This is a genomic window from Prosthecobacter sp. (genome assembly GCF_044236155.1).
Lineage (GTDB): Bacteria > Verrucomicrobiota > Verrucomicrobiia > Verrucomicrobiales > Verrucomicrobiaceae > Prosthecobacter.
In genome coordinates, this window is record NZ_JBIIHA010000006.1 from 142,745 (window position 1) to 168,548 (window position 25,804).

Here is a 25,804-nt window from a genome sequence, read left to right on the forward strand (position 1 = left end):
TCAAGTGTCCCACTGGCTCTTCTGCACGCCCACGAAGGCCATGGCGAGGCCAATGATGACATGGACGAAGAGCACGAAGGCGGCGATGCCCGATCCAACGAGGTCGGTGTCGGTGACGGTTTTGACGGCATCGTAAAAGGCCGTGCTGCGCATGCTGGAAAGGCTGCCGCTCCACCCCCAGAACGCGGCAATGACCGGCTGCACCCAGTTCTCCAGCCAGTCGGGCAGTGTGAGTACGGCTCCAGAGAGCGGAAGCTGAAAGCCGACGAGGTAGATGCAGAGGATGGTGGATTTTTCAGGCGACTTGCTCATCGCCGAGATGCCAAGGCACACGCTGGTCATGGCGGCAGAGGCGAGCAAGAGTAGGACTAGCTTTGTGATGAGGTCACCGGGCAAACCACCGACGACCAGATCGACGAAAAAGCCCATCCATAAACTTTGCGCGAGCACGAAGAGGCCCAGGAAAAACACTTTGCTACCCACATACGCGAAAGGATGCAGGCCGCCGAGCTTCTCACGCTCTAGGATGAGACGCTCGGAGGCAATCTCACGGGCAGCGTTATTGCTGGCCATGAGGGTGACGAGCACGACCTGCAGCATGACTAGGCCAGAGACGAGCCCGCCTGCCTTGAGTTGCTCCTCCTGGTGGGTCTTCAACTGCTGATACTCCTGCTGGATGTTTTCATCCTGATGCGTCGAGAGCGCGCGCAGCGGCTTGATGCCGTCCAGCGCGAAGATGACGACGAGCAGCGGAAAGCCGAACAGCATCGCGAGATGCAGCCAGACCTGCGCCGAGTCGCGGCGGAAGATGGTCCAGCGGCGCTTGAGGAGCTCGAAGAGCTGCGTCGTCATCGAAGGCATCTCGATGGGCGGGAACTCGTGATGCTCAGGCACTCCGGTCATGTCCACGTCAGCGACGGTGCGTTCTTCACGCACCGAGGTTTTGGACGGGCTTTCGTCCTCCGGCAGGATGCGCGGCCCGTCGAAGCCGTGGCGCTTGTAGTATGTCTCGCGGTGCTTCGCCCAGGATTCACGCCAGTCATCCTTTTTGCGTTCGGTGAGCTTGAGATAGACATCCTCGGGGTGCTCCACGGCAAAGTAGTGCATCATCGCTTTCGGCGGGCCGTGGAAGGTGAGCACGCCTTGGTACATGACCATCACGCTGTCGTAGGCGTCCAGGCTGGCGAGACTGTGGGTGACATTGATGACGACGCGCTTTGGATGCCCGCGTGAGAGGACGCGCAGCAGATTCGTGATCTCATGCTCGGATTTCGGATCGAGGCCGCTGGTGACCTCATCGCAAAGCAGCAGGCATGGATCGGTGACAAGCTCCAGGGCCAGACCGAGGCGGCGTTTCTGGCCGCCGGAGAGCACTTTCACAAGACGGTCAGAAAGGTGCGTCAGGCCGGTCACCTCCAGGATGTAGTCGAGCGACGGAATGAAGTCCTCCGTCTTTGCGAGCTGCGTCCGCAGGGCCATCGCGCTGGCGATGCTTTCCTCGACGGTGAGGAGGTCGTAGGCCACACTGAACTGCGGGACATAGCCGAGGTCGCCAGGATGCAGATCCTCCTCGTTGCTGAGATCGCGCCCATCCCAGTGCAGCTCTCCGTCCGTCTGCTCCAGGATGCCGGTGATGACCTTCAGCAGCGTGGACTTTCCGCAGCCGGAGGGGCCGACGATGGCCATCAGATGTGCCGGCGGCACGTTGAAGGTCACGTCGCGGAGCAGATGGAGGGTGGCGTTTTCCTCCGAATCCCCCGGTCCATCGACTTCAAGACTGACATTGAGAGCTTTCAGCATAAGGGTTAAATGTACTGCTGAAAATAGGCTGGAGACCACCGCTCTGGCGATGAAAAAGTGCAACAATCCACCCCGCGTCTCATGCAACGTCGCAACCGCCCCGCCCGCCGCAAATCATCGCCTCTGCGCTGGCTAGGGTGGCTGGCGGGCCTGCTTTTCGTCAGCGCCGGGGTTCTCATGTTCGTTGCCCCGTCGCTGATCACGAATTTCATCCGTTCGTATGTGCAAAAGGAGGAGTTTCGCCAGAAGGCGGAGGAGATGATCGGCGCGAAGACGGGCGGCGAGGCGCGCCTCTCGCCGCTGCTCTGGAGTGACGAGACCGTCACGGTCAGCGAGCTCACGGTGAACCATGCGGGCGGCTGGGATATCGAGGCGACAGCTTTGCAGGCGACGCTGGACTTTGGAGCCATCCGCAAAAGACTCTGGCATGTGCAAAGCGCCGGCGCTGAGGAGATCACGCTGCGTCGTCAAAACATCGCGGCAGGAGGAGGCGCGTCCGGAGTCTTTCCAAAGACTGAGGAGACCGAAGAAGCCGCCAGTGCCATCCCGGCGTTTTTGCGCCGCTACATTCCCGACACCACCGAGATCGACGGCTTCGACGTGCAGCGCTTCTTTTTCGAGCAGGCTGGCTGGAAGATCATCGAGTCGAGGCTGCGGCTCTCTGACTGGAAAAGCGGCGAGACGTCCGTGGCCGCGAAAATCACCGGCGGCGCGCTGCAGACTCCCTTGCGGGCGCTGGAGCAAAAGGAGCCTCTCAAACTCGATATCACCCAGGGTTCGTTGCGCATCGGAACTGATCAACTCCAGCTCAGCAATGCCACGCTGCGCTGGAAGCAGCAGGCCGAGGCCACCCTGCGCGGACAGGTGATGTTCAAGGACGGCTCATGGCAGACCTTTGCCCGCGTGAAAGCCGTGCCGATGGATGAGTTTCTCAATGACTGGTGGGACCAGCGTCTCACGGGCCAGGTCGAGGGCGATTTGGAGTTCTCCGGCTCACGCAACCAGCCGCTGCGATGGAAGGCCGAAGTCGCGCTCAAAAATGGCGTGCTCCAAGGGCTGCCGCTCCTCGAAAAACTCGTCACCTACACGAAGATTCACCGCTTCAACCGCGTCGTGCTGGACATTTGCAGCGCCTCGTTCCGCCCACAGGATGACGCGTTGCGCGTGGAGAAGATCGTGGTGCAGTCCAGCGGGCTGCTGCGCATCGAAGGCTCCATGACCGTGCGCGGCCGTGCGATCGAGGGCGATTTCATGGTTGGCGTGACGCCGGAGGCGCTCGTCGCCATCCCCGGGGCCAACAACCGGGTCTTTGTGGAAGGCAACCCCGGAGGGGCTCCCGGACTGCAATGGACGCGTGTGCGGATCGCCGGCACGCTCGACGCGCCGCAAGAGGACCTCAGTTCGCGCCTGATTGGCGCGGCGGGCATGTCCTTGCTCCTCGATACTCCGGAAAAACTCGTAAACCAGGGCGCGGAAACCCTCCTTAAGCCGGTTCTCGGCGAAGACGCCGCCAAAATGCCCGGCAAGCTCATCGAAGGCGCGACCGGCGTGCTCGAAAACGGCGTGAAAGCCGGAACCGGCATCATCAACAAAGTGCTGCCGGTTTTCCCCGGCAAATGAGCCTGATGCAGAGGGTTGCACGATCTTCGTGCGCCGCTAGCATGCAGGTTCGTTCCCATGTCCACCGCCCCCATCTCATTTGCATCGCGTGATTCCAAGCAAGCCGTTGAGGAGGGCCTCCTGTTCGCCCCGAAGTTCGACGAGCACGGGTTGATCCCGGCGATGGCAGTGGATGCGGAAAGCGGCGCGCCGCTGATGCTGGCCTACATGAACGAGCAATCCCTCAAAATGACCCTGGAACTCGGACAGGCGGTCTATTGGAGCCGCAGTCGCAACCAACTGTGGCACAAGGGCGCGACCAGCGGCGAGTTTCAGGAGATCGTGGACATCCGCACGGACTGCGACCAGGACGCTCTCGTCCTACGGGTCAAACAGCATGGCGGAGGCTGCTGCCACACGAAACGGAAGACATGCTTTTACCGCGTGGTGAAAACTTCAGGCGGAGAAGCGCTGCTGGAGCTTTCTGAATAGCAAAAAGCAAGCCCCGTAAACTCAGCGGCTCTGCATCATGCCGCCCATGGCTCCGAGAGGGGAACGCGCATTGCCTTCCCACGATCTCGGACGGTTCCAAGGAAGATTGCTGTAGCCGCTGCTGTCAGGGCCGACGACTTTCTTCCGCTGCGGCTCATCCGAGGTGCAGGAAGACAAAACGCAGGTGGAGGCGATGGCTGCCAGCAGGGCTTTCTTCACATCAAGGCGTGCTTTCATCGTCATATTCGACCGTCAGGTCAGTTCTGAACGAGGTTTTCCAAAATCACACGGTCTCCGGGCATGATGACTTCTCCATTCACAACCGCCCCGGGAACGATGCTGGCCATCGTGGCGCGGTCTTCGACATTCATGACGCTGATCTTGCCTACGGTGTGCGCTCCGCGTGTGACGATCAATTTGGTGTCCTGCGTGAGGCCCGCGGCCTTGCCGGCGTCGATCACCACAAAACCCCAGTCGTAATTGACCGCCACAACACGGGAGGTGAGGCTGTTGCGTTCGAAGTTCTTGCGGCGCTCCTCGATTTTGCGCACCACATCATCAAGACGCTTCTGGACTCCTGCGATTTTCTCCTCCTCGGCGGTGACTTCCTTCTTTTTGGCCTCGGCCTGGGCTTCAAACTCGAGCTTTTCCTTTTTCAAGCGGGCGATGTCCTCGGCGATGGTCTCGGGTTTGACGTCGGTGGGCAGCTCTTTCAGCAAGGTGGTGAGTTCCTGCTGCTTTTTCACCTTGGTGTCGAGTTCGGTCTGTGTGCGGGTGGCCTCGCTTTCCGCCTGTGCAAGACGGTTTTTCTGGGCTTTGAGGCGTTCCGACTCGGCGTCCAGCTCGCCTTGGACACGCGTGATGTCAGCGACCAACTGGTTGACCTGCCCTACCACGGTTTTCTCCGTCTGCTTCTCCTTGACGATGCTGGCGTTGATTTCAGCGATGTTGATGCGCGTGGCAGCAAACTCACGTCCGTTTTGATAGGCAAAGACACTGGCGACGATAATCACCACGGCGCTGAGGATGAAGAGAACTTTGGTCATGAGATGAGGGAAGTAGGATTTCCGGGTCGCAGAGGTTTCAACAGATCACCTCAGGGCTTGGCAGGAGGTGCGGTACCGAAGGGATCAGCCGTGCTCGGGGGCGTGGCACCACCTGCAGGCGGTGTGGCGGGAGCAGCACCGGCCGGAGGAGTGGCAGGCGCCGCGCCAAAAGGATCCGAATTCATCGCAGGAGCGGCGGGGGCTGCAGGAGCCGGAGCGGCGGCAGGTGCTCCGAAAGGATCACTGTTCATGGCTGGAGCGGCAGCAGGTGCTCCTGGAGCGGCGGCTGGCGCGCCGAAAGGATCAGAACCCATCGCAGGTGCTGGAGCGGGAGCCGCTGGTGCTCCCGGCGCTGCAGGGGCGGGAGCAGCGGCACCGCTCTTCGGTGCTACGGAGGTCTTGGCGCTCTGCTCAGCGGCGGCGACCACGAGATCTCCCGGGCGGATGCGCTCGCCTTCAGCCAGGGTGCCTTTGACGAGATCGGCCACGGACGAGTTCTGCTCCACATTGCGGACCTTGAGCTTGGCGACGACATCCTTGCCTCGCTTCACTTCGAGGTCGGCATTGGCGAAAACACCACCGCCGTTACCTTTGTTGAGCACCACGAAACCCCAGTCCGTGAAGGATTGAGCGACTTTGGCGGTGAAATCGCTGTCAACGATGCCGCGGCGCCCGCGTGCTTCACGCTCCTCCGCTTCCTTCGCGGCTGTGGTGAGCTGGTTAACCTTTTCCTGGGCTGCGGCAAAGCGCTGGGACTGGTTGGCCAGTTCAGCTTCTTTCTCAGAGCGCTCATTCTTGATGCTTTCGATCTGGGCCAGGAGCGCCTTGATGTCTCCGGCGTCATCGATCTGCTTCTGCAGGTCGTTCACCACCTTGGTGAGCTGTTCGAGGTTGGTTTTCACCACGGCGAGTTCCTGCTCCTTGGTTTGAGCTTTGGCGGAGGTGTCCACCACGGCGGTCTTGGTGGTTTCCAGATCCTTGTTGGCGGTGGCGAGCTGGGTCTCGCGGTTCTTCTTGGCCTCCTCGGCGCGGACGATTTGCGCCTTTTGTTCATCCAGGTTGGCCTTGGCGTAGGTCTCGCGTTTGCGCTCCTCGACCAGGGATTTTTGGTTGGCCCAGGCGAAATAGCAGGCGGTGCCGAGGCAGACGGCGGTGAGTGCGGAGAGAATTTTCCAGACCATACGGAAGCGGATTTGAGAATTAAGAGCCTGATTTTTACCGGATGGCCTGAGTTTCGACAACACCAATTTTCGGCCAATTTGCCCCGGTTTAGCAATCCCGCTTGTGCCGGGCGGACCCAGCAGGTAGAACAGCAACTGTCAGGGGCCGCGGATGGTCAGCTTGCGAACCCCGCCAGGTCCTGACGGAAGCAACGGCAGCCTGCCTGTCCATGTCGCGGTTCCCTGGCACTTTTCCCCTCAATATGAGGCATTCAAAGGCTCTGCAGGCCGGCTAAATCGGCCCGAAGCCACGACAGACGCACGACGAGGTTGCAGAATCCCGGGCCGCCTCCACCATGCGCGCCCCATGAACAAGCTGGACGAAATCATCGCCCACAAGCACACCGAAGTGCAACGACTGCTCCCACGCGCCGAGAAACTCCGCGCCGCCGCGATGCAGCGCAACGACGTGCGCTCCTTTTATGACGCCCTGCGTGCCGATCCCACCCGCCTGAGCATCATCGCTGAGGTGAAACGTGCCTCGCCCTCCGCAGGCACCATCGCCGCCGACTTTGACCCGCTCACCATTGCCCGTGGGTATGAAAAAGCCGGTGCCAGCGCCATCTCCGTGCTCACGGACGAAAAATACTTCCAGGGCCGCCTCGATTACCTCACGCTCATTCGCGAGCAGCTCGACATCCCCTGCCTGCGCAAAGATTTCATCATCCACGAGGCGCAGATCTTCGAAGCCGTCGTCGCTGGAGCCGATGCCATTCTATTAATCGTCGCCGCACTCGACCAACCCACGCTCGAGCACCTGCTCGAAGTCGCCGGGACCTTCCAGCTCGACGCACTCGTTGAAGTTCACGACCTGCCCGAACTCGAACGCGCCCTCGCCACCGATGCCCGCATCATCGGCGTGAACAACCGCAATCTGAAGTCCTTCACGGTCGATCTCGCCACCACTGAAGAACTCGCCGAGGAAGTGCCTGACGACATCGTGCTCGTGGCTGAAAGCGGCATCAAGACGCCTGCGGACGCCATCCGCCTCGCTGAAGCCGGAGCCGACTCGCTCCTCATTGGCGAGACGCTCATGCGCAGCCAGAACATCATGGCCGATTTGCCTGCTTTGCGCGCCGCCGTGCCGGACAGGCACAGTTGAGGTCACAGCGCTACTTTTGCGCGATCCGTGTCGCATTCTCCGCGATCAAGCTCGTCAGCGTCGTCAGTTCGCGGCTCGGCTCCTGCTTCGGCAGCACCAGCAGCAATTCGGACGTCGGCACCGGGGCCGCGAGCGGCACGAAGACACAGCCGCCGTGCGGGAGTTTCCCCGCATGCGCAGGCATCACTGCCACGCCCTCGCCGGCGGTCACCGCCCCGAGCATCATCGACAGCGAATCGACCTCGTTCACGATCTGCGGCTCAAAACCCGCCTGCTGGCAGATCGAGCGCAAAAACTCACGCCGACCGGGAAAGAACGCATCGGAGAGCGACACCCACGATTCCGCCTTCAGCGCCGAGAGCTTGATCGACTTCTTGCCGGCCAAAACATGATCCTCCGGCAGCACGGCGGCCATTTTGTGACGGGATAGCGTGCGGATGCTGAAAAAGGCACGTTCGGCATCGGAAATGTTGCCAAGAATGGCCGCATCCAGCTCGTGATTGCGCAGGCGGTCGAGCTGAGCTCGGGGCGGCAGCTCAAACAGGCTCACCTGCGCTTTCGGATGCCGCTGGCGGAACTCCCGCACTGCCGGGGCGACGAGATCGTCCAGAAACGGCGTGAGAAAACCTAGCCTCAAGGTGCGGCGGGCGTTTCCAAACTGCTCGCGGAGCTGCTGCGCCCCGGTTTCCGCATCGCACACGATCTGCCGGGCCTTCGGCAGGAAGAAACGTCCCGCGTCAGTCAGATGAATGCGTTTCCGGATGCGATCAAACAACGCCACGCCGAGCTCCGCCTCCAGCACGGCGATCTGGCGGCTCAATGCCGGTTGCGTGACGTGCAATCGCTTCGCAGCACCTGAAATGCTCAGATCCTCGGCCGCGGCGATGAAGTAGCGAAGCTGGTGAAATTCCACGTCGCGACCAGAACACAGCCCAATTTGTCACGCAATGGCAAGTCGGGCCTTTGGCGTGCGTACTGGCTCGCGTCATGTCTTCCATGCTGTTCCGTCCCTCGATGGATCGTCGCGCCTTTCTCACGGCCTCGACGATGGGGCTGGCGTCACTCGGCTTCAAAGGCGGTGTGCATGCCTCCACAGGACCAGCGGTCGCCTCACCCACGCTGGCGAAGCCGGCGAAATCGACGGTGCTCTTCTTTCTCTGCGGCGGTTCCTCCCACATCGACATGTGGGACATGAAACCGGACGCGCCGCTGGAGTATCGTGGCGAGTTCAAACCGATCCGCACCACCGGCGACGATATCGTTTTGTGCGAACATCTGCCGCTGCTCGCGAAGCAGGCGCATCGTTTCGCCATGATCCACGGCGTCACCGACGGCGGACGTGCCACGGGCGATCATCACGCCGGCTATTATTACAATCTCACCGGCCACGCCCCTGATCCGACGTTCAAACAGCAAGGCAACGACCGCCGTCCCTATCCCGAGGACTGGCCTTACATGGGTAGCGTCGTCGCGATGAAACGTCCGCAGCATCCCACGCTGCCTTCGCTCATCACGCTGCCGCACAAGCCCAGCAAGCTGCCCTTCACGCGTCCCGGCCAGTTCGCAGGCCGCATCGGCATGGAGTTCGACCCGTTTTTTCTGAACGGCAGCTTCGATGAGCCACTGAACTTTGCCGCGCCAACGATTTCTCTTGGCGGCGGCATGACTTCACAGCGCATGCTGGACCGCAAAGGTCTGCTCGCAGCCATGAACGGCGCCCGTCGCGAGCTCGATCACGAGATGGCGATCCAAAACTACGCGAAGCAGCAGGAGCGCGCTTTTGACCTGCTTTCATCGAGTAGCACCGTGAACGCCTTCGATATTCAAAGCGAGCCCTTGAAGCTCCGCGAACGCTACGGCCAGGACATCAATGGCATGAGCCTGCTCATGGCCCGTCGCATGGTCGAGGCCGGCGTGCCTTTTATCACGGTGTTCTGGAAGGAAGACGAAGGCCTTCACAAGAAATGCAAGAGCGCTGGCGGTTGGGACACGCATGGCAACAACTTCAACTGCCTGCGCGAAAATCTCCTGCCGCAGTTCGACCGCTGTTTCTCGGCCTTCCTCGAAGATCTCGCCTCCCGCGGCCTCCTGGATGAGACGCTCGTCATGGTCACCAGCGAGATGGGCCGCATGCCGAAAGTCGGCGACCGCCGCAGCGGCGGGCCGCTCGGTGCCGGTCGCGATCACTGGACCGCGTGCATGAGTGTTTTGATGGCCGGAGCCGGTGTACAGGGCGGAAAAGTCGTCGGTCAGACGGATGCGCGTGCGGAATACCCGAAGGACCGTCCCATCTACCCCGAAGACGTCACCAAGACCGTCTATTACGCCATGGGCATCGACAACCTCGAAGCCCACGACCGCCTCGGCCGCGCCTACAACCTTCTCGATGAAGGCAAGCCGCTGACCGAGCTGTTTGGTTGATCGAATTCACCCGCTTATGCATCGCTCCATCCTCGCGTCGTTGTTTGTCGTCATCACACTTCACGCGGAGGACTGGGCGCAGTTCCGAGGGAACAACGGCAGCGGCATCTCCGAATCGAAAAACATCCCGACCGAGTTCGCTGCAGACAAAAACATCGCGTGGAAAGCCCGGCTCGGCGATGGCGTCGGCTCAGCGATCGTGAAAAATGGTGTGGTCTTCGCCACCGGCATGGCTGGCGATGGCAAAGTGGCACTGCAGGCCTTCGACGCCGCCACCGGTGCTGTGAAATGGAAGTCGGAGTTCGACACCGGCACGCTGCCGCGCATCACGCCGCCCAACAGCCACGCGTCATCGACTCCGGCCACGGACGGCGAACGTGTGTATCTGCATTTCAGCACCATTGGCCTGCTGGCCTTTGATTCAGCCACGGGAAAAGAGGTCTGGCGCTACTCCATGCCACGTCCGGCTTATCTCATGGACTGGGGCGCGGCCTCCTCCGCCATCGTGCACGATGGCATGGTCATTTTCTGCCAGGATGACGACCTCGCGCCCTTCCTTGTGGCCGTGGACGCGAAAACGGGCAAAGAAAAATGGAAGACGCTGCGCAAGGACATGCTGGCCGGTTACGCCGTGCCCGTGATGTGCGAGGGTGACATCGTTGTCGCGGGCAGCGGCAAGATGAAAGGCTACGATCCGGCCACGGGAGTCGAAAAGTGGACCTGCAACACGTTGCTGCGAACCATCATGACCTCGCCCGTCGTGCAGGACGGCGTGATTTACATCGCCGTGCAGAGCTACGGTGATTCCACGCGGACGCTGAAGCACGCATTGCTGGAGTGGCTGGACACGAACCAGGACAAGATCCTCGCCCGCGATGAGACACCGAAGGAGTTTCACGAGCGCTTTGACACTTCCGACAAGAACAAGAACGGCCTCATTGATCCTGATGAGATCGACACCGCCTTCCAAAGCCCCGACAACATGGCCGCCGGCGGGAACATCATCCAGGCCATCAAAGGCGGCGGCAAAGGCGATGTGACGAAGACGCACTTGCTCTGGAACATCGATCCGAAGACGCCGTCGAACATCGCCTCGCCGCTCGTGCTGAATGGTCGGCTGCACGTGGTCAAAAGCGGCGGCATGTCGAGTTGCTACGACATCAAGGATGGCAAATCGCTGTGGGATCGCAGCCGTCTCGGCAATTTCGGCGACTACTTTGCCTCGCCTGTTGCTGCTGATGGCAAAATCTTCATCGCCGGCAAAAACGGCTTCGTCGTGGTGCTCCAGGACGGCCCTGAGCTGAAGGTGCTCGCAAAAAACGACCTCGGTGAGGAGGTCATCGCCACGCCGAGCATTGCCGATGGCCGTCTCTACATCCGCACGCGTGAAAATCTCTTCTGCGTGGCCGCCGGTGGTTCGCAGGCCGCCCTCGCCGAGAGCACGCCCACGCCTTCGGCTGGCGAGATCAGCCTCCAGCCGGTCAGCCGGTCGCGCCTTTGGAACGGCTACACCGGCAACGCCATGGGCCAGGAATCGTGGAGCGATGAAGAACTCGATCAGCGCCTCCAGCAGCTCAAAAAGCTCGGCTACACGAGTGTGGCCATTCCGAAGAGTGTCACGCCATTCACGCCGATCCGCGTCGATGGTGACACCGCCGGCCGCAAGGCTTTCCGTGGCGCAAAAACCTTCGAAAACCCGGACGTCGTCGCGATCACCGCCCGTTTCCGCGACAAAGCAGCGAAGCTAGGTTTTGAAATCGTCACCGCTGAGCCTGTCGCAGTCTCCGTGCTGCCCAAAAACGACTTTAGCGACAAAAAATCCCTGAGCGAACTCGTCACGCCCATGTGCGGAGAAGGTGTGGCCGAGCGCATGTGGCTCGGCTTTCAAGAGATCGACAAAGCGGCTCAATTGATCGCCAAGAACGACCCCAAACTCGGTCTTCCAGCCCCTGACATGCTGCTGCGTCATCTCAAGGCCACCGGTCCCGTGCCGGAGTGGCTTACGCAGGTGAAGACGCACTGCCTGAATGCCATGAGCGAGATGTACCGGGCCAACACCCGTGCCCGCGAAGGCTCCCGCAGTTTCACGCTCTACACCGCCAAGCGCATGGAGTTCGCCTTCCACCTGGTGAGCGCCATCGAAGCGCTTCACAAGGCCCATGATCCCGCTCTGCGTGCCGAATCTCTCGAGGCGGCGATGGACAGCACTTACAACGCCCTCAATTCCTGGTCTGACGCCGCTCGTGACTCCAGTGACCGTGGTGCTATCGCCTTGATGAATGAGTTTGGCTACCGTCCGCTCGTTAAAGCCGTCAAAGGCGGCCAATGAGGCCGATTTGATTACTATCCGGCATGAACTTGTGAAGCAGGTGGCATTGGAGGACTGATGGCGGATGCGCGAATGCATCGCCGTTATGAAACTCAAAACTCGCCTCTCAAACGAACGCGGCCACGCCGACCACGGCTGGCTCGACACCTACCACACCTTCTCCTTCGCCGATTACTATGATCCGGCGCACATGGGCTTCCGCAGCCTCCGCGTGATCAATCAGGATATCATCACTCCCGGCGCGGGCTTTCCCACGCATCCGCACTCGGACATGGAGATCTTCAGCTACATCCTCTGGGGTGCGCTGGCGCACAAAGACAGCATGGGAAATGGTCGCACCCTGTTGCCCGGCCAAATCCAGCTCATGAGCGCTGGTCGCGGCGTCACCCACAGCGAATTCAATCCCTCGAAGACCGAAGGTGCCTCGCTCCTGCAAATCTGGATTCGTCCGCGTCAGCGTGGCCTCACGCCGAGCTACACCGAGTGGCATCCCGATCCGGCGAAGGAAAACGAGCCGAAAGTGCTCGTCATCTCGCCCGATGGCCGTGAAGGCAGCGCCACCATCCATCAAGAAGCCGACATCTACCGCGTGCGCCTTCCGAAAGGCCAGAGCATCACCCACGAGGTCCAAACCGGTCGCGGCGTCTGGTTCCAGCTCATCAAAGGCAGCGTCACCGCGCACGGCAGCACGCTGAAACCCGGCGATGCCTTCTCCACCGAAGACACCGGCACACTCACCCTCACCGCCTCCGAAGACGCCGAGGCTCTCCTCTTCGACCTCGCTTAATCCAAGCATCACTCCACAACTCCAACACTCCATCCTCATGAAACACGCACCCACCCTCGCCTCCGTCCTCCTCGGTCTCGCCTTCATCACCTTTGGCGCGAACTTCTTCCTGAACTTCATCCCGATGCCTGCCGATCCATCTCCGGCCGATGCACCGCACAAGCTCTTCATGGCCGCGATGTTCCCCACCGGCTACCTCGCCTTCGTGAAGGTGCTGGAGATCCTCGGCGGCCTGCTCGTCGCACTGCCAAAAACTCGTAACATCGGCCTCCTGGTGCTCGGGCCGATCATCGTGAACATCGTCGCCTTCCACGTCTTCCTCACCAAAGGCGCCGGCCTCACCGATCCACCCATCCTCGTCATCGGCGTCCTCTCCGCCTTCCTCCTCTTCACCGAGCGCAAAGCCTGGCTCGGCCTCGTGAAGTAATCCATCACACCACCTCATCGCCATGACCACCTCCGAGCTCCAAACCCTCCTCACCTCCGCGAACGCGCCGCTGCTCGTGCAGGTGTTGCCCGAGGAAGTCTTCGCCGCACGCCGCATCCCCGGCTCAAAGCAGGCTTGTGTGTATGAGGTGGTCTTTCTCGATCAAATCGCCGCTCTCACCACCGACAAAGCCCGCGCCATCATCGTGTATGGCGCGGGCAGCGGCTCGCTCGATGCCAAGGTGGCGGCTGAAAAGCTCGCTGCGGCCGGTTTCACGAACGTGACAGCCTTTGAAGGCGGTCTCGATGCCTGGAGTGCCGCCGGACTGCACCTGGAAGGCGAGGGTGCATTACCCGCCGCGCCTTTGCTCAGCGGCACTTTCCGTGCAGACACGGAGCAAAGCCTCATCCGTTGGACCGGTCGCAATCTCTTCAATCATCACAGCGGCACCGTGCGCCTCGCCGAGGGCGAGATCGTGCTGCGCGACAACGCGCTCGTGGCCGCCCGCTTCCGCATCGCGATGGACAGCATTGCCTGCGAGGACATCAGCGACTCCGCGATGAACCAAATGCTCATCGCTCATCTACACAGCGATGACTTCTTCGATGTCGCGCATCATCCCGTGGCCGAATTCACCGCCACGAGCATCACGCCGCTCGCCACCTGCACCGACGGCACGCCAAATTATCTCCTGCGCGGCCAGTTCACCCTGCGCGGCATCACCCGCGAGATCGAGTTCCCCATCCTCGTCGCCACCGCCGATGGCCAGCGCCTCACCGCGCAGGGCGTGCTCGACCTCGATCGCACCCAGTTCGGCAGCGTCTATGGCTCCGGCCGACTCTTCCGCTTCCTCGGCAAACACATCGTCAACGACCACATCCACCTTCACATCAAGCTCCACGCCGACCTGAAATCATAAATCAAAAATCATACATCATAAATCCCATGCAGCTCCTCTCCCCACTCACCGCCGGCGCTTTCCAGCTCCCCAACCGCGTCCTCATGGCTCCGCTCACGCGTTGCCGTGCCGATGTCGATCACAATCCCACGCCGCTCATGGCGGAATACTACGCGCAGCGAGCCAGCGCCGGTTTGATCATCGCCGAAGCCACGATGGTCATGGAAGGCAATTCGTCCTTCTGGATGGAACCCGGCATTTACTCCGAGGCTCAAGTGAAAGGCTGGAAAGCCGTCACCGACGCCGTGCATGCCAAAGGCGGTCAAATTGTGCTCCAGCTCTGGCATGGCGGTCGTGCCTGCCATCCGCTGCTCAATGGCGGAGCCCAGCCCGTCGCCCCGAGCGCCATTCCGATCACCGGCGATGAGGTTCACACGCCCGAAGGCAAGAAACCCTACGTAACGCCTCGCGAACTCCGCGACGACGAGATCCCCGGCATCATCGCCGGATTCAAAAAGGCCGCCGAGAATGCCCAAGCGGCCGGTTTTGACGGCGTCGAGGTCCACGGAGCCAATGGCTACCTCCTCGACGAATTCCTCCGCGACGGTGCCAACAAGCGCAGCGGTGCCTACGGTGGCTCCATCGAAAATCGCGCCCGTTTGATGCTCGAAGTGCTCGATGCCGTCATCAGCGTCTGGGGCGCGGATCGCGTCGGCTTGCGCATCTCGCCGCTCAACAGCTACAACAGCATGATCGATAGCGATCCTGTCGCCGTCACCACCTACATCGCGCAACAGACCAGCACGCGCGGCATCGCCTACCTGCATGTCATGCGCAGCGACTTCTTCCAAGCTCAGCAAGGCGATGTCCTCACACCCGCTCGACAGCATTTCAAAGGCGTGCTCATCAGCAACATGGGCTACACCTCCGACGAAGCCGAACAAGCCATCACCGAGGGCAAGCTCGACGCCGTCGCCTTTGGCACCAGCTTCCTCGCCAATCCCGATCTGCCTGCCCGCATCGCCGCCAAAGCGCCGCTCAATGCCCCGAACGCCGCACGGTTCTACTCCCCCGGCCCCGAAGGCTACACGGACTATCCCGCGATGTCGTGAGCACGCCCATCCATCCCGGCGTTCGCATCGGCCACGTTCATCTGAAGGTGGCCGATCTGGAGCGCTCGCTCGCCTTTTACTGCGGCGTGCTCGGCTTTCAGCTCACGCAGCGCTACGGACCCGGCGCTGCCTTCGTCTCGGCGGGCGGCTATCATCATCACATCGGCCTGAACACCTGGGAAAGCCGTGGCAGCAAGCCCCCGCCACCCGGCACCACTGGCCTCTATCACGTCGCCATCCTTTATCCGGATCGCAAAGCTCTTGCCGATGCCTTGCGCCGCCTCATCGAGCACAAAATCCCGCTCGACGGTGCCGCCGACCACGGCGTCAGCGAAGCGATCTACCTCCAAGACCCCGATGGCAACGGCCTCGAACTCTACATCGACCGCGATCCCGCCGCATGGCCGCGTGATGCGAAAGGTGAGCTCGAAATGACCACCGCACCGCTTGATCTCAAAGCTTTACTCACCGAAACCCAAACCTCATTACCACCTCCATGAGCACCCTCGACGCCATCAACGCCCGCCGCGCTATCAAGCATTACGATCCCGCTCACCGCATGACGGAGGAGGAGGTCAAAACACTGCTCACCGCAGCGTTGCAAGCTCCCACGGCCTTCAACATCCAGCACTGGCGCTTCGTCACCGTGATCGATCCTGAAGTTCGGAAACAGATTCGCGCCGTCGCCTGGGATCAGGCGCAAGTCACGGATGCTTCTTTGCTCATCGTGCTGTGCGCCGACAAAGACGCGTGGAAGAAAGACGCCGCGCGTTACTGGAAGGATGCTCCACAGCCCGTGCAGGATTTCCTCGTCCCCGCCATCGGCCAGTATTACAACGGCCGCGATCAGGTTCAGCGCGACGAGTGCATGCGCTCCTGTGGCATGGCCGGCATGACGATCATGCTCGCTGCCAAAGCCATGGGCTACGACTCCTGCCCGATGGATGGCTTCGACTTCGATGCCGTCGCCAAGATCATCAAACTGCCGGAAGATCACGTCATCAGCTTCATGATCGCCGTCGGCAAAGGCACGCAGCCTGCGTGGCCGAAGCCTGGGCAGCTTCCTTATGAGGAAGTGGTGATTCAGAACAGCTTCTGAGCGTCTTTCGACTTCACTCGGATGTCTGAATCTCTCCTGCGCGAGACTGAGGCCTATCTGCACGAGCAGATTCCACTGACTCGCGCCATGGGGGTGACGTTGGAGAGCTGGGATGGCACCCGGCTTGTGCTGCAGGCGCCGCTGGAGCCGAATCACAACCACCTGGGCACAGCATTCGGCGGCAGCCTCAGCGCCCTGGCGACTTTGGCGGGCTACAGCCTTGTCTGGTTGATGCTCGGTGATCGCGAGGCGCATGTCGTCGTGCGTGACAGCCACATTCGTTACCGTCATCCTGTGCGCGGCCCTTTGCGTGCGGTTTGCTCGCGGCCTGACGATGAAACGATGCAGGCTTTTCGTCAGCAGTTCGCGGAATCCGGCCGCGCCCGTCTGACGCTCCAAGTCGTCATCGAACACGACGGCAAGGCCTGCATGGAATTCGAAGGAACCTTCGTTGCGATGCGCTGAGATCTTCCCGCGCTTGCTTCTTTCGCCAAGCCAGCGAAAACCCCGCTCATGCACGATCCTCATTTTTTCCTCTCCGCGTTCATCTACCTCGCCACGGCGGTGTTGATGGTGCCGCTGGCGCACCGGCTCGGTCTCGGATCGGTGCTCGGTTATCTGATTGGCGGGGCTGTGATCGGTCCGTTTGCACTGGCGTGGGTCGGGGGCAGCCAGGGCGAGGAGGCGATGCACTTCGCCGAGTTCGGCGTCGTCATCATGCTCTTCATGATCGGCCTTGAACTGGAGCCTTCGCGGCTCTGGCGGATGCGCGGCCCGATTTTCGGCCTTGGCGGCGCGCAGGTCGTTTTCACCTCTTTAGCCGTGATGGTGGTCGCGATGCTGTGTGGGCAGGCGTTCAAGCCCGCCATTGCCGCAGGGATGATCCTGGCTCTGTCATCGACAGCGATTGTTCTGCAAACTCTCCAAGAGAAAGCGCTGATGCGGACCGATGCGGGAAGTGACTCGTTCGCAGTGCTGCTGTTTCAGGACATCTCCGTCATCCCCATGCTCGCAGTGTTTCCGCTGCTGTCCGCCAGCGGAGCGCAGGTAGCAGATCACGGCTGGTTGCAACAACTGCCGCATTGGGTCCAGCCGCTCGTCACGTTGAGCGCCGTGGTGCTGATCGTGATCGCCGGGCAGTTCGTGGTGCCTCGTGGTTTTGCGGTTTTGGCGAAAACAGGACTGCGTGAGCTCCTCACGGCCGCCGCGCTGCTGCTGATCGTCGGCGTGGCGTTGCTGATGACGCAGGTGGGTCTGTCACCGGCACTCGGAGCATTCGTCGCGGGCGTGGTGCTGGCGGGAAGTCATTATCGACACGAGCTGGAGAGCAATCTGGAGCCGTTCAAAGGCTTGCTGCTCGGTTTGTTCTTCCTCGCAGTCGGTGCGTCGCTCGATTTCAGCGTCATCGTGGCCAAGCCGGTGCTCATCACGCTCCTGGTCGTCGGATTGATCGTGCTGAAAGCCACGGTGATGCTGGTGATCGCCACCGTGCTGAAGATTCGCGGCAGTCACCGCTGGCTGCTGTCACTGGCGCTCGCGCAGGGTGGCGAGTTTGCCTTCGCGCTGCTCTCGATGGCGATCCAGCAGCGCATTCTCGATGCGGAAACATCTAAACTGCTGGTCGCGGTCGTGGCGCTTTCGATGGCGGTGACGCCACTGCTGTTTGTGATTTATGAGAAGGTCATCGCGCCGCGCTACACGGCGGTGGCGGAGGAAAAACGTGCGCCTGATGCCATCGACGAGCATGCGCCGGTGATCATGGCGGGATTTGGCCGTTTTGGGAACTTCGTGGGCCGTTTCATGATGTCCCAGGGCATCAAAGTGACCGTGCTGGAGAGCGATCCTGATCACGTGGACATGCTGCGCAACTTCGGCTTCAAGGTCTTCTATGGAGACGCCACACGGCTCGATCTTCTCCACGCGGCTGGCATTGCCGAGGCGCGGATGTTCATCATCTCACTGGCGGATCGCGCGAAGGTGGCTCAGCTCGTGGCGGAGATTCGCGAAAAATTCCCGAACGTGCGGATCCTGGCCCGTGCTCATGACTACGATCAACGCTTCGAGCTGCGCAGCCTGGGTCTGAACGTGGAGGACATCGTGCACGAGCAGATGCACAGCGCGCTGGAGCTCGGTGTGAAGGCGCTCTGCGCTCTCGGCAAGCAGTGTGAGGATCTGGAGTGCGCCGCCAAAAAGTGGAAGGCCTACGATGAGGAGACCTTCCACATGCTCATTCCCGTTCACGACGATGATGACGCCTACGCCAGCATCGTCCGCGAGCGACGCATCGAGCTGACGCAGTTGTTCGAACGTGACCGGACGGAGACTACTTCGACGTCAGCTTGATGTTGCGGAACCAGGTCTCGTCACCGTGCTCGGTGAGCATGATCTTGCCTTTGCCGGGGGCAAAGCCCTCCTTGTTCTTGAACTTGCTCTTCGCGATCATTTCCTTCCACTCGGGCGCGTTCGTGTCCGCCTCGGCAGCCAGCGCTCCATTGAGCCAGTGCTGGATCTTGCCGTCCTGAACGACGATCTTGCTCGTGTTCCATTCGCCTGCCGGTTTGACCAGCTTGTCCTTCACCGGCTCCTTGATGTCATAAATCGAGGCTGTGGTGTGCGAGCCGCCACGCAGGCCGTCCGCGTGCCCGCTGTCGTCGATCATCTGGTATTCGATGCCGAGCCACTCTTTGCCGCCGATCTTCGTGACCCAGTATTTGATGCCGTTGTTGCCCTTCGGATTGAGCTTCCACTCCCATTCGAGCTCGAAGTTCGTGTATTCGTTCTTCGAGATCAAATTGCCGCCGCCTTTGCCAGAAAGGTGGATGCCGTTGTCGCCCTCCACCTTCCAGCCGCCGGAGGGAGTCTCGCCGTTCACATTGGTGAAGTCGGCGAGCGTGAGAAAAACGGGTTCGGCGGCTGAAACGAGAGATGCGAAGGCGAAGAGGGCGAAAAATGCGCGCATGGGTCTGGATGGTTGAGTGAGGGCTATCAAACGCGCCCGGACGCGGTCTGCCAGCATCTTTTTCAGTCTGACGATATTCCGAATGCGTGTCCGCGTTCTAGTGCGGCCATGAAGACCGCCGTCCTTTTCTGCCTCGTCGCCCTGATTGCCTCCGCTACCGCCCAGACGCCCAAGGCTTCTGCCAAACGCGAACGCAAGCCGCATCCGTCGCTCGCCAAGGTCGAGGATGTCGCGGGTCTGCCGCGTGTGCTGCTCATCGGTGACTCGATCTCGATGGGCTACACGGTCGATGTGCGCGAGATGCTCAAAGGAAAGGCCAATGTGCATCGCATCCCGACGAATGGCGGTCCGACCACGAACGGTCTCAAAAACATCCAGGCCTGGCTTGGCGGCTCGAAATGGGACGTGATTCACTTCAACTGGGGCTTGCACGACCTGAAATACATCCAGGATGACCCCTCGAAGCGCGCTGATCCGAAGGCACCCGGCTCTCACCCGCAGGTGGCGCTGGCGGATTATGAGAAGAACCTCGCCGAACTCGTGAAAATCATGCAGGCCACCGGCGCGAAGCTCATCTGGTGCAATACCACGCCTGTGCCCGCTGGCAGCGATGGTCGTGTCGAGGGTGATGAAGCAAAATACAACGAGGCTGCTGCCCGCGTGATGAAGGCAGCGGGCATCCCCACGAACGATCTGCGTGCCCATGCTCTGGCCAAACCGGACGCGCAACTGCCGGACGGAAACGTTCATTATTCGCCGGATGGCAGCCGCTATCTGGCGGAAAAGGTGGCTTCAGTGATTGCTGAACATCTGCCGGAGAAGAAGTAGGCGGCCTCACACCAGTCTTTCCTTCAGCGCACGGGCCACGGCGGCGGCGCGGCTGTGGACGTCGAGCTTGGTGTAAAGATTGCGCGTGTGCGTGCTGGTGGTGTGGATGCTCACCTGCATGCGGTCGGCGATTTCCTTCGCGGTGAGGCCTTCGACGAGGAGCTTGAGCAGGTCATGCTCGCGTGGCGAGAGGGACACGGGCTGCGCGGTGGGTTTGGTGAGCTTGGCGAGCATCTGCACGACGCTTGCGGCCACTTTCGGCGACATCGGTGAGCCACCTTGCGAGGCCTCAAGAATGGCCTCGACGACGGTCTCGGCGCGGGAGGTCTTCAAAAGGTAACCGCTGGCGCCGGCGCTGATGGCGCGGCTGATTTTCTCCTCGTCCTCGAAGACGGTGAGGATGACAATGCGGCAGTGAGGAGCGAGTTTGTGCACGTCACTGATGATTTCGATTCCGCTGCGACCGGGAAGACCGACATCGAGCAGCAAAACATCCGGCTTCTGGCTTTCGGCGGCGCTTTTGAGCGCGGCGAGCATCGTTTCGGCGTTCGCGAACGCCGGAGCGAGTGCAAGACCGCGTTCCGGCGTGCAAAGGCGCTGCAACGAGCGGCGGAAGGTGTCGTGGTCTTCGACGATCCAGGTCTGCACCAGAGTTTCAGGTTTCATGTTTCAAGTTTCAGGTTTGCCCCAGCGGGCCGTGCGCGGCACGTCGAGCACGACGTGGGTGCCCTTGCCGGCTTCAGAGGTGAGATGCTGGACGGCGTGCATGGCGGCAGCGCGTTCGCGCAGATTGCCGAGGCCGTGGCCGACACTGCCTCTTGAGGTGTCGAAACCAACGCCATTGTCGCTAATCTCGACGCGCAGGCCGTCGTTCGTCGGCGTCAGGTGGAAGCGCGCGCGAGTGGCCTGCGCGTGCCTGGCGATGTTGTGGAGCACCTCTTTGCAGAACAGGTACAACTCGCGGCGGGTCTCGATGTCAGGCTGCACCGTCAGAGGAGCGGCAGGAAGGGCGCAATCGAGCGTGAGGCCGCGCAGGAGGCGCTCGGCGAGCCGGTGGAGCACATCCAGCCAGTCCGCCCCGGTCTCGGAGCGACGGGGACGGATGAGATCCACCATGTCACGCATGGAGTCGGCGGTCTCGGCGGCCACGCGCTCGATTTCGGTGATGTCCGCCTTCATCGAATCGAGCGTGGCATCGGACTGGTTCGCGATGGAGCAGATGAGCGTGATGCTGCCGAGGTTCGAGCCGATCTCGTCGTGCAGGTCACGCGCAAGCTTGTCGCGCAGCAAGCGCGCGTCACGGCGGCGGTCGCGCTGCTGCCGCCAAAGCAGGAGCGCGGAGAGCAGTGTGATGGCGCCGGTGCCCGCGACGCTGACATAAACGAGTTGATGCTGCGAACGCGCTAACAGCGCGTCACGCCTTGCTCTCAACTCATCACGCTCGCGTTCGAGTTTTTGCCGTGTTTCGAGCCGCTCAAACCATTCGGGCAGCGTGATGAGGCGGCCACCTTCAGTAAGGCCGTCATTCAGTGCGTCGAGGCTCCATTTGCCCGCTTCCTCGCCTGTCAGCATGTCGCTCGCGCTGAACTTGCCGTGCAGCGCCACATTCCGACCGCCGCTGAACGCCTGAAACTCCGCCAGCGCGAAGACATGGTCGCTTTTTCGATACCAGAGCTGCTTGGTCGTGATGCGGACGTGCTTTGTGCGCAAACCTCGCGTGGGAATGCACACCAGGTTCATACCCGGCGTGGGGGCGAGTCGGTCGGCGGCTTCATGAACCAGAATCGCGTCGCTAAAGTCTTCCTTCGTGGCGGCTTCGATCTTGTAGGTGACAGGGAAACCGTAGTCGAACCACAGTGGCACGTCTTTGCGCCGCACGGGCACGAGGCGGATCTCATCGAGCGGTGTGACTTCCGGCAGTGTGAGCGTGAGTGTTTTTTCCGCGTCCGCCTTTTCAGACACGGCGCTGTGATAGCCGTTGGTCCCGGCGCTTTGCGGCTCCACGGGCAGGCCGAGCGGTGTGATCATGTCGATCAAATTGAGCCGCGTCCAGGCGCGTGGCGCGTTTCGCGAACTGGAACTCGTCACCGCGGCTTCGAGCGCGAGGTTACGATCGCCGGAAAGCACAAGCATCTCGGCCATGGCGAGGATTTCCGGTCCATCGACGCTCCACGGTTCCGTGGCGGTAAAACGCGCGCGTTTGATGACACGCGGCTCAAAATGGGCGACCACGGGAAAGCAGCCTGGATTGGGGAAATCGGACCGTGTTTGATCCAGGACAACGTGGGCGCGGTCTTGCTCATCAAAGACCTCCAGCTTGAAGCGCACCGGAAAGCCATAGCCGGCCACGACGGCGTTCGCGCCTTTCGCCAGCGGCGGAACGAGCACGATGCTGTCCACCGAGGTGGACTCTTTGAGCGTGAGCTCGAACCAGCGCACGTACTCGTCCGTGGTGTAGCCGGTTTTGAGGCCGACGCGGAGGCAACTGTTGATCAGCATAAGCCCGGGCAGCCTGGCGAGCCGCTGGTCGCGTTCACGGATTCCTGACTCGAGCGTCTCCAGCTCCCCCCACGACCAGAATGCCAGACGGTCCACCCAGCGTGAGTCCACGCCGAGGGCGAATGACGATTGCAGAGCCGAGCAAAGCGAGACAGCCAGCACCGCGAAGCGTGTGCTGCTCCGAAGGAGTGAGCGAAGTGAAGCAATGACGAATGACACAACGAGCCGCGCCAGGGCGCTTCGCTGCTGGTTAGTGCTGAACTGCGGTGTCGTCATCCGTGCCGTGACATTCCTTGGTCATTCGGATTTTGCCATCCTCCTTTTGGTCGTCCGGCTCACCTGTTTTGGTGAGATGACAGTGGCGGTTGCCGCCTTAAAAACTGCATGTGAGCCATTTCACCATGAAATCATCGACCCTCACTCTCACCCTGCTCCTCATCGTCTGCGTCTCCACCTTTGCCCAGGAGGAGGAAAAGAAGGCGGCGCCACCGAAATTCGTCGTGCCGCCGGACGTGAATGGCAACAAGACCGTCATCGCCCTCCCGGAAAACCGGCGTCCGATCAAGGTGGGGGTTTACAGCGGCCCCGGCGCGCCGCAGAGCAGCGTGGACGCGGTGGTTAAGGTGATGAAACCCTTCGCCGAGGCCACGACGGTGATTATGAGCGGTGAGGATGTCGCCACTCAGAATCTCGCAGCATACGATGTGCTCGTTTTCCCAGGCGGCTCGGGCTCCGGACAGTCGAAGGGCATTGGCGAGGCCGGTTTGAAGAACGTGCGTGAGTTTGTGGGCAAAGGCGGCGGCTATGTGGGTATATGCGCGGGAGCTTATCTCGCGTGCTCGAATTTTTCATGGGGACTCGGCATTCTCAACGCGGGCACCGTCTCCAGCAAATGGCGTCGCGGTCAGGCGATCCTCGACCTGGAGATGACCGAGGCCGGCAGGCCGCTGCTGGGTGATGTGCCCGGTGTGTTCAAGGTGCGCTACAACAACGGACCCATCCTCAAGCCTTGGACGCGCACGGATCTGCCGGCCTACACGCCGCTCAGCGTCTTCCGCACGGAGGTGGCAAAGTACGGCTCTCCCGAAGGCGTGCAGGTGAACGCACCCGCACAGGCCATCGGCACTTTTGGCAAAGGCCGCGTGTTTGTCTCAAGTCCGCATCCCGAGGGCACGCCAGGACTCGAGAACCTCATCCCGCGCGGTGTTTTCTGGGCGGCGGGTGAGAAAAAAGAAAACGTGCTGCCATGATCTTGCGCTCTCTGGTATTCACCTTTGCGCTGCTGGGTGCCGCGCAGGCGCAGGACGCCTACAAGTCACCTTACAGTGTGAAATTTTCCTTCCCGGAAGAAGAACTCATGGGTGATCTGCTCAAAGGCCCGCGTTCGGATTGGAAAGACTTTGCCACCGTGCCCTACCGAGATTGGTACAATGCCGCCAATCAGGCCCGCTGGGGTTATCGCGGCCCCTCCGCGAAGCACTTTAATCCACCTGCCGGACTGGCCACGAAGAGTCCCCGATGGTCTCGCGAACGAGTGATTGCCACAGGCATGCGTTTCATCGGTTACACCTACCAGCATCATCACGTGCCGGACTGGGATCCACCAGCCGACTGGCCGCGTGATCCCGAGCAGAAGACGCCGGCGGGGAAGGGACTCGATTGCAGCAACTTCACCGCCTTTGCCTACAACCTTGCGCTTGGAATCAAGCCGACCGGAGACATCAAGGCCCAGTCCGAGATGGCCGAGGTGAAGGGCCCGGGGGCGAACCGCACCATCCCGGTGAAGCGCATCGAGCTGCCGGAAAGCCATGAGGATTTCGAACGCGAGCTGCTGACCGGGGATCTGCTCTACATCAAAAACACCAAGGGCAGCCTTTCTCATGTGGTGCTGTGGGTGGGGAAGATCGGACGTTCCCCTGATGGCACGCCGCTGATCCTGGACAGCACTGGCAGCGGGAACTATGATGCCAACGGCAAGGAGATTCCGGACGGCATCCACCTGCGTGCTTTCAAGCCGCGTTCCTGGTATTTCAGGCAGGCCAGTCACATTCTGAGAATCATTCCGGAGGACAAATGAGATGACGAGGATGCTGTTTTTCCTCCGGTGCCTGCTGATCGCAGCCTTCGATGGGTGCGCGCAGGAACTCAAGCCCGGGGCGAGCCTCTTCGGACAGCATGACTACATTGAATACATCCCGGGTGATCTGCCGCTGGTGATCGCGGTGCCGCATGGCGGACGCGAAAAGCCCGCAGTCATTCCTGATCGAACCAACGGCGTCGTTGTCATGGACGCAAACACGCAGGAGCTGGCGCGAGCAATCGCCGCTGTGTTGCATGTCGATACGGGACGGCACCCTCATCTGATCATCTGCCACCTGCATCGCAGCAAGCTCGATGCAAATCGTGACATCGTGGAAGCCGCGGAGGGAAATTCCCTGGCAGAACAGGCGTGGAAAGAGCACCACGCGTTCATCGAGAAGGCCTGCGCCAAGGCTGTGGGCCAGTTTGGTGTGGCTTTCCTGATCGATCTTCACGGCCACAGCCATCCCGATCCGCGCATCGAGCTGGGCTATCTGCATTCCGCGCTGGACTTGGCGGACTGCGAGGAGGTTTTGAACTCATCCGGCGCCATCGCCGCCAGCAGCCTGCGCTGGATCGTCGAGCGCGGAACTCCGAGCCACACCGATCTCCTGCGCGGCCCGCAGAGCCTCGGCGCGATGCTGGAGCGCGAAGGTTTCCCGGCCACGCCAAGTCCGCGCATGCCGTTGCCTACGGAGCCGTTCTTTCGCGGCGGCTACACCATCGCACGGCACTGCAAGAGTGACAAAAATGTCACCGGCCTCCAGATCGAGGCCAACCGGCCCCGCCTGCGCGACACGGCAGAAAACCGGCAGGCTTTCGCCAATGCCTTGGTTAAAGTCTTGACGGTCTATCTCCCGCTTCATCTCGGCGTCAAAATCGACAAAGGCAAGCCTCTGAGTGAAGCTCTGTGAGCGCACGGTTCGCACGGTCTGATGGATGCATGAAAATGTGAGGAAACAACGCGCCTCACTCATTTAGGCGAGGGGTTTATGGCATGAGCGGTGCTTTAAAAAATGCTCAGCTCGTCGCCCCGTCATCAAGCCCCCCGGCTCTACGGCGTCTCCGCTTCGAACGACAACCTAGATACCATGCCCTGAAAACCTT

General features: G+C 61.2%; 25 protein-coding genes and 1 other RNA gene. 18 read left to right on the forward strand and 8 right to left on the reverse strand.

The genetic code is table 11. The annotated features are described in order from the left end of the window. On the reverse strand, window positions 1-1,800 hold the full coding sequence (locus tag ACILSE_RS07555; protein WP_395716763.1) for an ATP-binding cassette domain-containing protein: 1,800 nt from the start codon (window positions 1,798-1,800) through the stop codon (window positions 1-3). Between the two features lie 81 nt (window positions 1,801-1,881). Between ACILSE_RS07555 and ACILSE_RS07560 the strand changes: the two genes are divergently transcribed. Further along, on the forward strand, window positions 1,882-3,420 hold the full coding sequence (locus tag ACILSE_RS07560) for a hypothetical protein (RefSeq protein ID WP_395716764.1): 1,539 nt from the start codon (window positions 1,882-1,884) through the stop codon (window positions 3,418-3,420). A gap of 57 nt (window positions 3,421-3,477) precedes the next feature. Beyond that, entirely contained in the window at window positions 3,478-3,891 is a 414-nt protein-coding gene (hisI, locus tag ACILSE_RS07565) for a phosphoribosyl-AMP cyclohydrolase (RefSeq protein ID WP_395716765.1), read from the forward strand. Window positions 3,892-3,912: 21 nt separating this feature from the next. Here the strand turns inward: hisI and ACILSE_RS07570 are convergent, their stop codons facing one another. From ACILSE_RS07570 to ACILSE_RS07580, 3 genes are read right to left on the reverse strand one after another with little or no spacing between them, the layout of a single operon-like run. Further along, window positions 3,913-4,128, reverse strand: a complete 216-nt coding sequence (locus tag ACILSE_RS07570) for a hypothetical protein (RefSeq protein ID WP_395716766.1) — start codon at window positions 4,126-4,128, stop codon at window positions 3,913-3,915. 20 nt (window positions 4,129-4,148) lie between these two features. Continuing rightward, window positions 4,149-4,937 carry a hypothetical protein gene (locus ACILSE_RS07575; RefSeq protein ID WP_395716767.1) on the reverse strand — a complete coding sequence of 263 codons (789 nt, stop codon included), beginning with the start codon at window positions 4,935-4,937 and terminating at the stop codon, window positions 4,149-4,151. Window positions 4,938-4,987: 50 nt separating this feature from the next. Next, window positions 4,988-6,118 carry a hypothetical protein gene (locus tag ACILSE_RS07580; RefSeq protein ID WP_395716768.1) on the reverse strand — a complete coding sequence of 377 codons (1,131 nt, stop codon included), beginning with the start codon at window positions 6,116-6,118 and terminating at the stop codon, window positions 4,988-4,990. Between the two features lie 136 nt (window positions 6,119-6,254). On the opposite strand from ACILSE_RS07580, the gene ffs reads away from it, so the two are divergent. After that, window positions 6,255-6,349, forward strand: an RNA gene (gene ffs / locus ACILSE_RS07585) — signal recognition particle sRNA small type. Between the two features lie 115 nt (window positions 6,350-6,464). After that, window positions 6,465-7,259: an indole-3-glycerol phosphate synthase TrpC gene (trpC, locus tag ACILSE_RS07590; protein ID WP_395716769.1), complete on the forward strand. Its 795-nt coding sequence runs from the start codon at window positions 6,465-6,467 to the stop codon at window positions 7,257-7,259. Window positions 7,260-7,269: 10 nt separating this feature from the next. Here trpC and ACILSE_RS07595 read toward each other — a convergent pair whose 3' ends face one another. After that, on the reverse strand, window positions 7,270-8,172 hold the full coding sequence (locus ACILSE_RS07595; RefSeq protein WP_395716770.1) for a LysR family transcriptional regulator: 903 nt from the start codon (window positions 8,170-8,172) through the stop codon (window positions 7,270-7,272). Between the two features lie 74 nt (window positions 8,173-8,246). Between ACILSE_RS07595 and ACILSE_RS07600 the strand changes: the two genes are divergently transcribed. The 10 genes from ACILSE_RS07600 to ACILSE_RS07645 all read left to right on the forward strand — a co-directional run bounded on the left by ACILSE_RS07600 (window position 8,247) and on the right by ACILSE_RS07645 (window position 18,675). Continuing rightward, the gene (locus tag ACILSE_RS07600) at window positions 8,247-9,680 is read left to right on the forward strand and encodes a DUF1501 domain-containing protein (protein ID WP_395716771.1); all 1,434 of its coding nucleotides are present in this window, start codon (window positions 8,247-8,249) and stop codon (window positions 9,678-9,680) included. A 16-nt stretch (window positions 9,681-9,696) separates the two neighbouring features. After that, window positions 9,697-12,009, forward strand: coding sequence for a PQQ-binding-like beta-propeller repeat protein (locus ACILSE_RS07605; RefSeq protein ID WP_395716772.1), 2,313 nt, complete (start codon window positions 9,697-9,699; stop codon window positions 12,007-12,009). An 85-nt stretch (window positions 12,010-12,094) separates the two neighbouring features. Beyond that, entirely contained in the window at window positions 12,095-12,796 is a 702-nt protein-coding gene (locus ACILSE_RS07610; protein WP_395716773.1) for a pirin family protein, read from the forward strand. A 37-nt stretch (window positions 12,797-12,833) separates the two neighbouring features. Next, window positions 12,834-13,223, forward strand: a complete 390-nt coding sequence (locus tag ACILSE_RS07615) for a hypothetical protein (protein WP_395716774.1) — start codon at window positions 12,834-12,836, stop codon at window positions 13,221-13,223. A gap of 22 nt (window positions 13,224-13,245) precedes the next feature. Next, window positions 13,246-14,142 carry a YceI family protein gene (locus ACILSE_RS07620; RefSeq protein WP_395716775.1) on the forward strand — a complete coding sequence of 299 codons (897 nt, stop codon included), beginning with the start codon at window positions 13,246-13,248 and terminating at the stop codon, window positions 14,140-14,142. Window positions 14,143-14,168: 26 nt separating this feature from the next. Next, window positions 14,169-15,233, forward strand: coding sequence for an alkene reductase (locus ACILSE_RS07625; RefSeq protein ID WP_395716776.1), 1,065 nt, complete (start codon window positions 14,169-14,171; stop codon window positions 15,231-15,233). Next, entirely contained in the window at window positions 15,230-15,733 is a 504-nt protein-coding gene (locus tag ACILSE_RS07630; RefSeq protein WP_395716777.1) for a VOC family protein, read from the forward strand. Before ACILSE_RS07625 ends, ACILSE_RS07630 begins: the two co-directional genes overlap by 4 nt. Beyond that, entirely contained in the window at window positions 15,730-16,332 is a 603-nt protein-coding gene (locus tag ACILSE_RS07635; protein ID WP_395716778.1) for a nitroreductase family protein, read from the forward strand. Before ACILSE_RS07630 ends, ACILSE_RS07635 begins: the two co-directional genes overlap by 4 nt. Before the next feature lie 21 nt (window positions 16,333-16,353). Beyond that, window positions 16,354-16,797, forward strand: coding sequence for a thioesterase domain-containing protein (locus ACILSE_RS07640; protein ID WP_395716779.1), 444 nt, complete (start codon window positions 16,354-16,356; stop codon window positions 16,795-16,797). A gap of 48 nt (window positions 16,798-16,845) precedes the next feature. Beyond that, on the forward strand, window positions 16,846-18,675 hold the full coding sequence (locus ACILSE_RS07645; protein ID WP_395716780.1) for a monovalent cation:proton antiporter-2 (CPA2) family protein: 1,830 nt from the start codon (window positions 16,846-16,848) through the stop codon (window positions 18,673-18,675). Here ACILSE_RS07645 and ACILSE_RS07650 read toward each other — a convergent pair. Then, window positions 18,656-19,291 (reverse strand): DUF1080 domain-containing protein, encoded by a 636-nt coding sequence (locus ACILSE_RS07650; RefSeq protein ID WP_395716781.1) that lies wholly within the window; start codon window positions 19,289-19,291, stop codon window positions 18,656-18,658. The genes ACILSE_RS07645 and ACILSE_RS07650 overlap by 20 nt on opposite strands. A gap of 108 nt (window positions 19,292-19,399) precedes the next feature. On the opposite strand from ACILSE_RS07650, the gene ACILSE_RS07655 reads away from it, so the two are divergent. After that, window positions 19,400-20,119, forward strand: coding sequence for an SGNH/GDSL hydrolase family protein (locus ACILSE_RS07655; protein ID WP_395716782.1), 720 nt, complete (start codon window positions 19,400-19,402; stop codon window positions 20,117-20,119). Window positions 20,120-20,125: 6 nt separating this feature from the next. Here ACILSE_RS07655 and ACILSE_RS07660 read toward each other — a convergent pair whose 3' ends face one another. After that, window positions 20,126-20,785, reverse strand: coding sequence for a response regulator (locus tag ACILSE_RS07660; protein ID WP_395716783.1), 660 nt, complete (start codon window positions 20,783-20,785; stop codon window positions 20,126-20,128). 3 nt (window positions 20,786-20,788) lie between these two features. Beyond that, entirely contained in the window at window positions 20,789-22,894 is a 2,106-nt protein-coding gene (locus tag ACILSE_RS07665) for a sensor histidine kinase (protein WP_395716784.1), read from the reverse strand. Window positions 22,895-23,019: 125 nt separating this feature from the next. On the opposite strand from ACILSE_RS07665, the gene ACILSE_RS07670 reads away from it, so the two are divergent. The 3 genes from ACILSE_RS07670 to ACILSE_RS07680 are packed head-to-tail and all read left to right on the forward strand — an operon-like array spanning window position 23,020 to window position 25,611. Next, window positions 23,020-23,868 carry a BPL-N domain-containing protein gene (locus ACILSE_RS07670; protein WP_395716785.1) on the forward strand — a complete coding sequence of 283 codons (849 nt, stop codon included), beginning with the start codon at window positions 23,020-23,022 and terminating at the stop codon, window positions 23,866-23,868. Further along, a complete protein-coding gene (locus ACILSE_RS07675; protein WP_395716786.1) occupies window positions 23,865-24,695 on the forward strand; it encodes an NlpC/P60 family protein in 831 nt (276 codons plus the stop codon). The genes ACILSE_RS07670 and ACILSE_RS07675 overlap by 4 nt, the downstream gene beginning before the upstream one ends. 10 nt (window positions 24,696-24,705) lie before the next feature. Next, window positions 24,706-25,611: a hypothetical protein gene (locus ACILSE_RS07680; RefSeq protein ID WP_395716787.1), complete on the forward strand. Its 906-nt coding sequence runs from the start codon at window positions 24,706-24,708 to the stop codon at window positions 25,609-25,611. Window positions 25,612-25,804 lie beyond the last annotated feature (193 nt).

What these genes read in the sequence shown, in the direction of transcription:
- ACILSE_RS07555 (WP_395716763.1), bottom strand. Translation starts at nt 1,800, where the DNA reads ATGCTGAAAGCTCTCAATGTCAGTCTTGAAGTCGATGGACCGGGGGAT.
- ACILSE_RS07560 (WP_395716764.1), top strand. Translation starts at nt 1,882, where the DNA reads ATGCAACGTCGCAACCGCCCCGCCCGCCGCAAATCATCGCCTCTGCGC.
- hisI (WP_395716765.1), top strand. Translation starts at nt 3,478, where the DNA reads ATGTCCACCGCCCCCATCTCATTTGCATCGCGTGATTCCAAGCAAGCC.
- ACILSE_RS07570 (WP_395716766.1), bottom strand. Translation starts at nt 4,128, where the DNA reads ATGAAAGCACGCCTTGATGTGAAGAAAGCCCTGCTGGCAGCCATCGCC.
- ACILSE_RS07575 (WP_395716767.1), bottom strand. Translation starts at nt 4,937, where the DNA reads ATGACCAAAGTTCTCTTCATCCTCAGCGCCGTGGTGATTATCGTCGCC.
- ACILSE_RS07580 (WP_395716768.1), bottom strand. Translation starts at nt 6,118, where the DNA reads ATGGTCTGGAAAATTCTCTCCGCACTCACCGCCGTCTGCCTCGGCACC.
- trpC (WP_395716769.1), top strand. Translation starts at nt 6,465, where the DNA reads ATGAACAAGCTGGACGAAATCATCGCCCACAAGCACACCGAAGTGCAA.
- ACILSE_RS07600 (WP_395716771.1), top strand. Translation starts at nt 8,247, where the DNA reads ATGTCTTCCATGCTGTTCCGTCCCTCGATGGATCGTCGCGCCTTTCTC.
- ACILSE_RS07605 (WP_395716772.1), top strand. Translation starts at nt 9,697, where the DNA reads ATGCATCGCTCCATCCTCGCGTCGTTGTTTGTCGTCATCACACTTCAC.
- ACILSE_RS07610 (WP_395716773.1), top strand. Translation starts at nt 12,095, where the DNA reads ATGAAACTCAAAACTCGCCTCTCAAACGAACGCGGCCACGCCGACCAC.
- ACILSE_RS07615 (WP_395716774.1), top strand. Translation starts at nt 12,834, where the DNA reads ATGAAACACGCACCCACCCTCGCCTCCGTCCTCCTCGGTCTCGCCTTC.
- ACILSE_RS07620 (WP_395716775.1), top strand. Translation starts at nt 13,246, where the DNA reads ATGACCACCTCCGAGCTCCAAACCCTCCTCACCTCCGCGAACGCGCCG.
- ACILSE_RS07625 (WP_395716776.1), top strand. Translation starts at nt 14,169, where the DNA reads ATGCAGCTCCTCTCCCCACTCACCGCCGGCGCTTTCCAGCTCCCCAAC.
- ACILSE_RS07635 (WP_395716778.1), top strand. Translation starts at nt 15,730, where the DNA reads ATGAGCACCCTCGACGCCATCAACGCCCGCCGCGCTATCAAGCATTAC.
- ACILSE_RS07640 (WP_395716779.1), top strand. Translation starts at nt 16,354, where the DNA reads ATGTCTGAATCTCTCCTGCGCGAGACTGAGGCCTATCTGCACGAGCAG.
- ACILSE_RS07645 (WP_395716780.1), top strand. Translation starts at nt 16,846, where the DNA reads ATGCACGATCCTCATTTTTTCCTCTCCGCGTTCATCTACCTCGCCACG.
- ACILSE_RS07650 (WP_395716781.1), bottom strand. Translation starts at nt 19,291, where the DNA reads ATGCGCGCATTTTTCGCCCTCTTCGCCTTCGCATCTCTCGTTTCAGCC.
- ACILSE_RS07655 (WP_395716782.1), top strand. Translation starts at nt 19,400, where the DNA reads ATGAAGACCGCCGTCCTTTTCTGCCTCGTCGCCCTGATTGCCTCCGCT.
- ACILSE_RS07660 (WP_395716783.1), bottom strand. Translation starts at nt 20,785, where the DNA reads ATGAAACCTGAAACTCTGGTGCAGACCTGGATCGTCGAAGACCACGAC.
- ACILSE_RS07665 (WP_395716784.1), bottom strand. Translation starts at nt 22,894, where the DNA reads ATGACGACACCGCAGTTCAGCACTAACCAGCAGCGAAGCGCCCTGGCG.
- ACILSE_RS07670 (WP_395716785.1), top strand. Translation starts at nt 23,020, where the DNA reads ATGAAATCATCGACCCTCACTCTCACCCTGCTCCTCATCGTCTGCGTC.
- ACILSE_RS07675 (WP_395716786.1), top strand. Translation starts at nt 23,865, where the DNA reads ATGATCTTGCGCTCTCTGGTATTCACCTTTGCGCTGCTGGGTGCCGCG.
- ACILSE_RS07680 (WP_395716787.1), top strand. Translation starts at nt 24,706, where the DNA reads ATGCTGTTTTTCCTCCGGTGCCTGCTGATCGCAGCCTTCGATGGGTGC.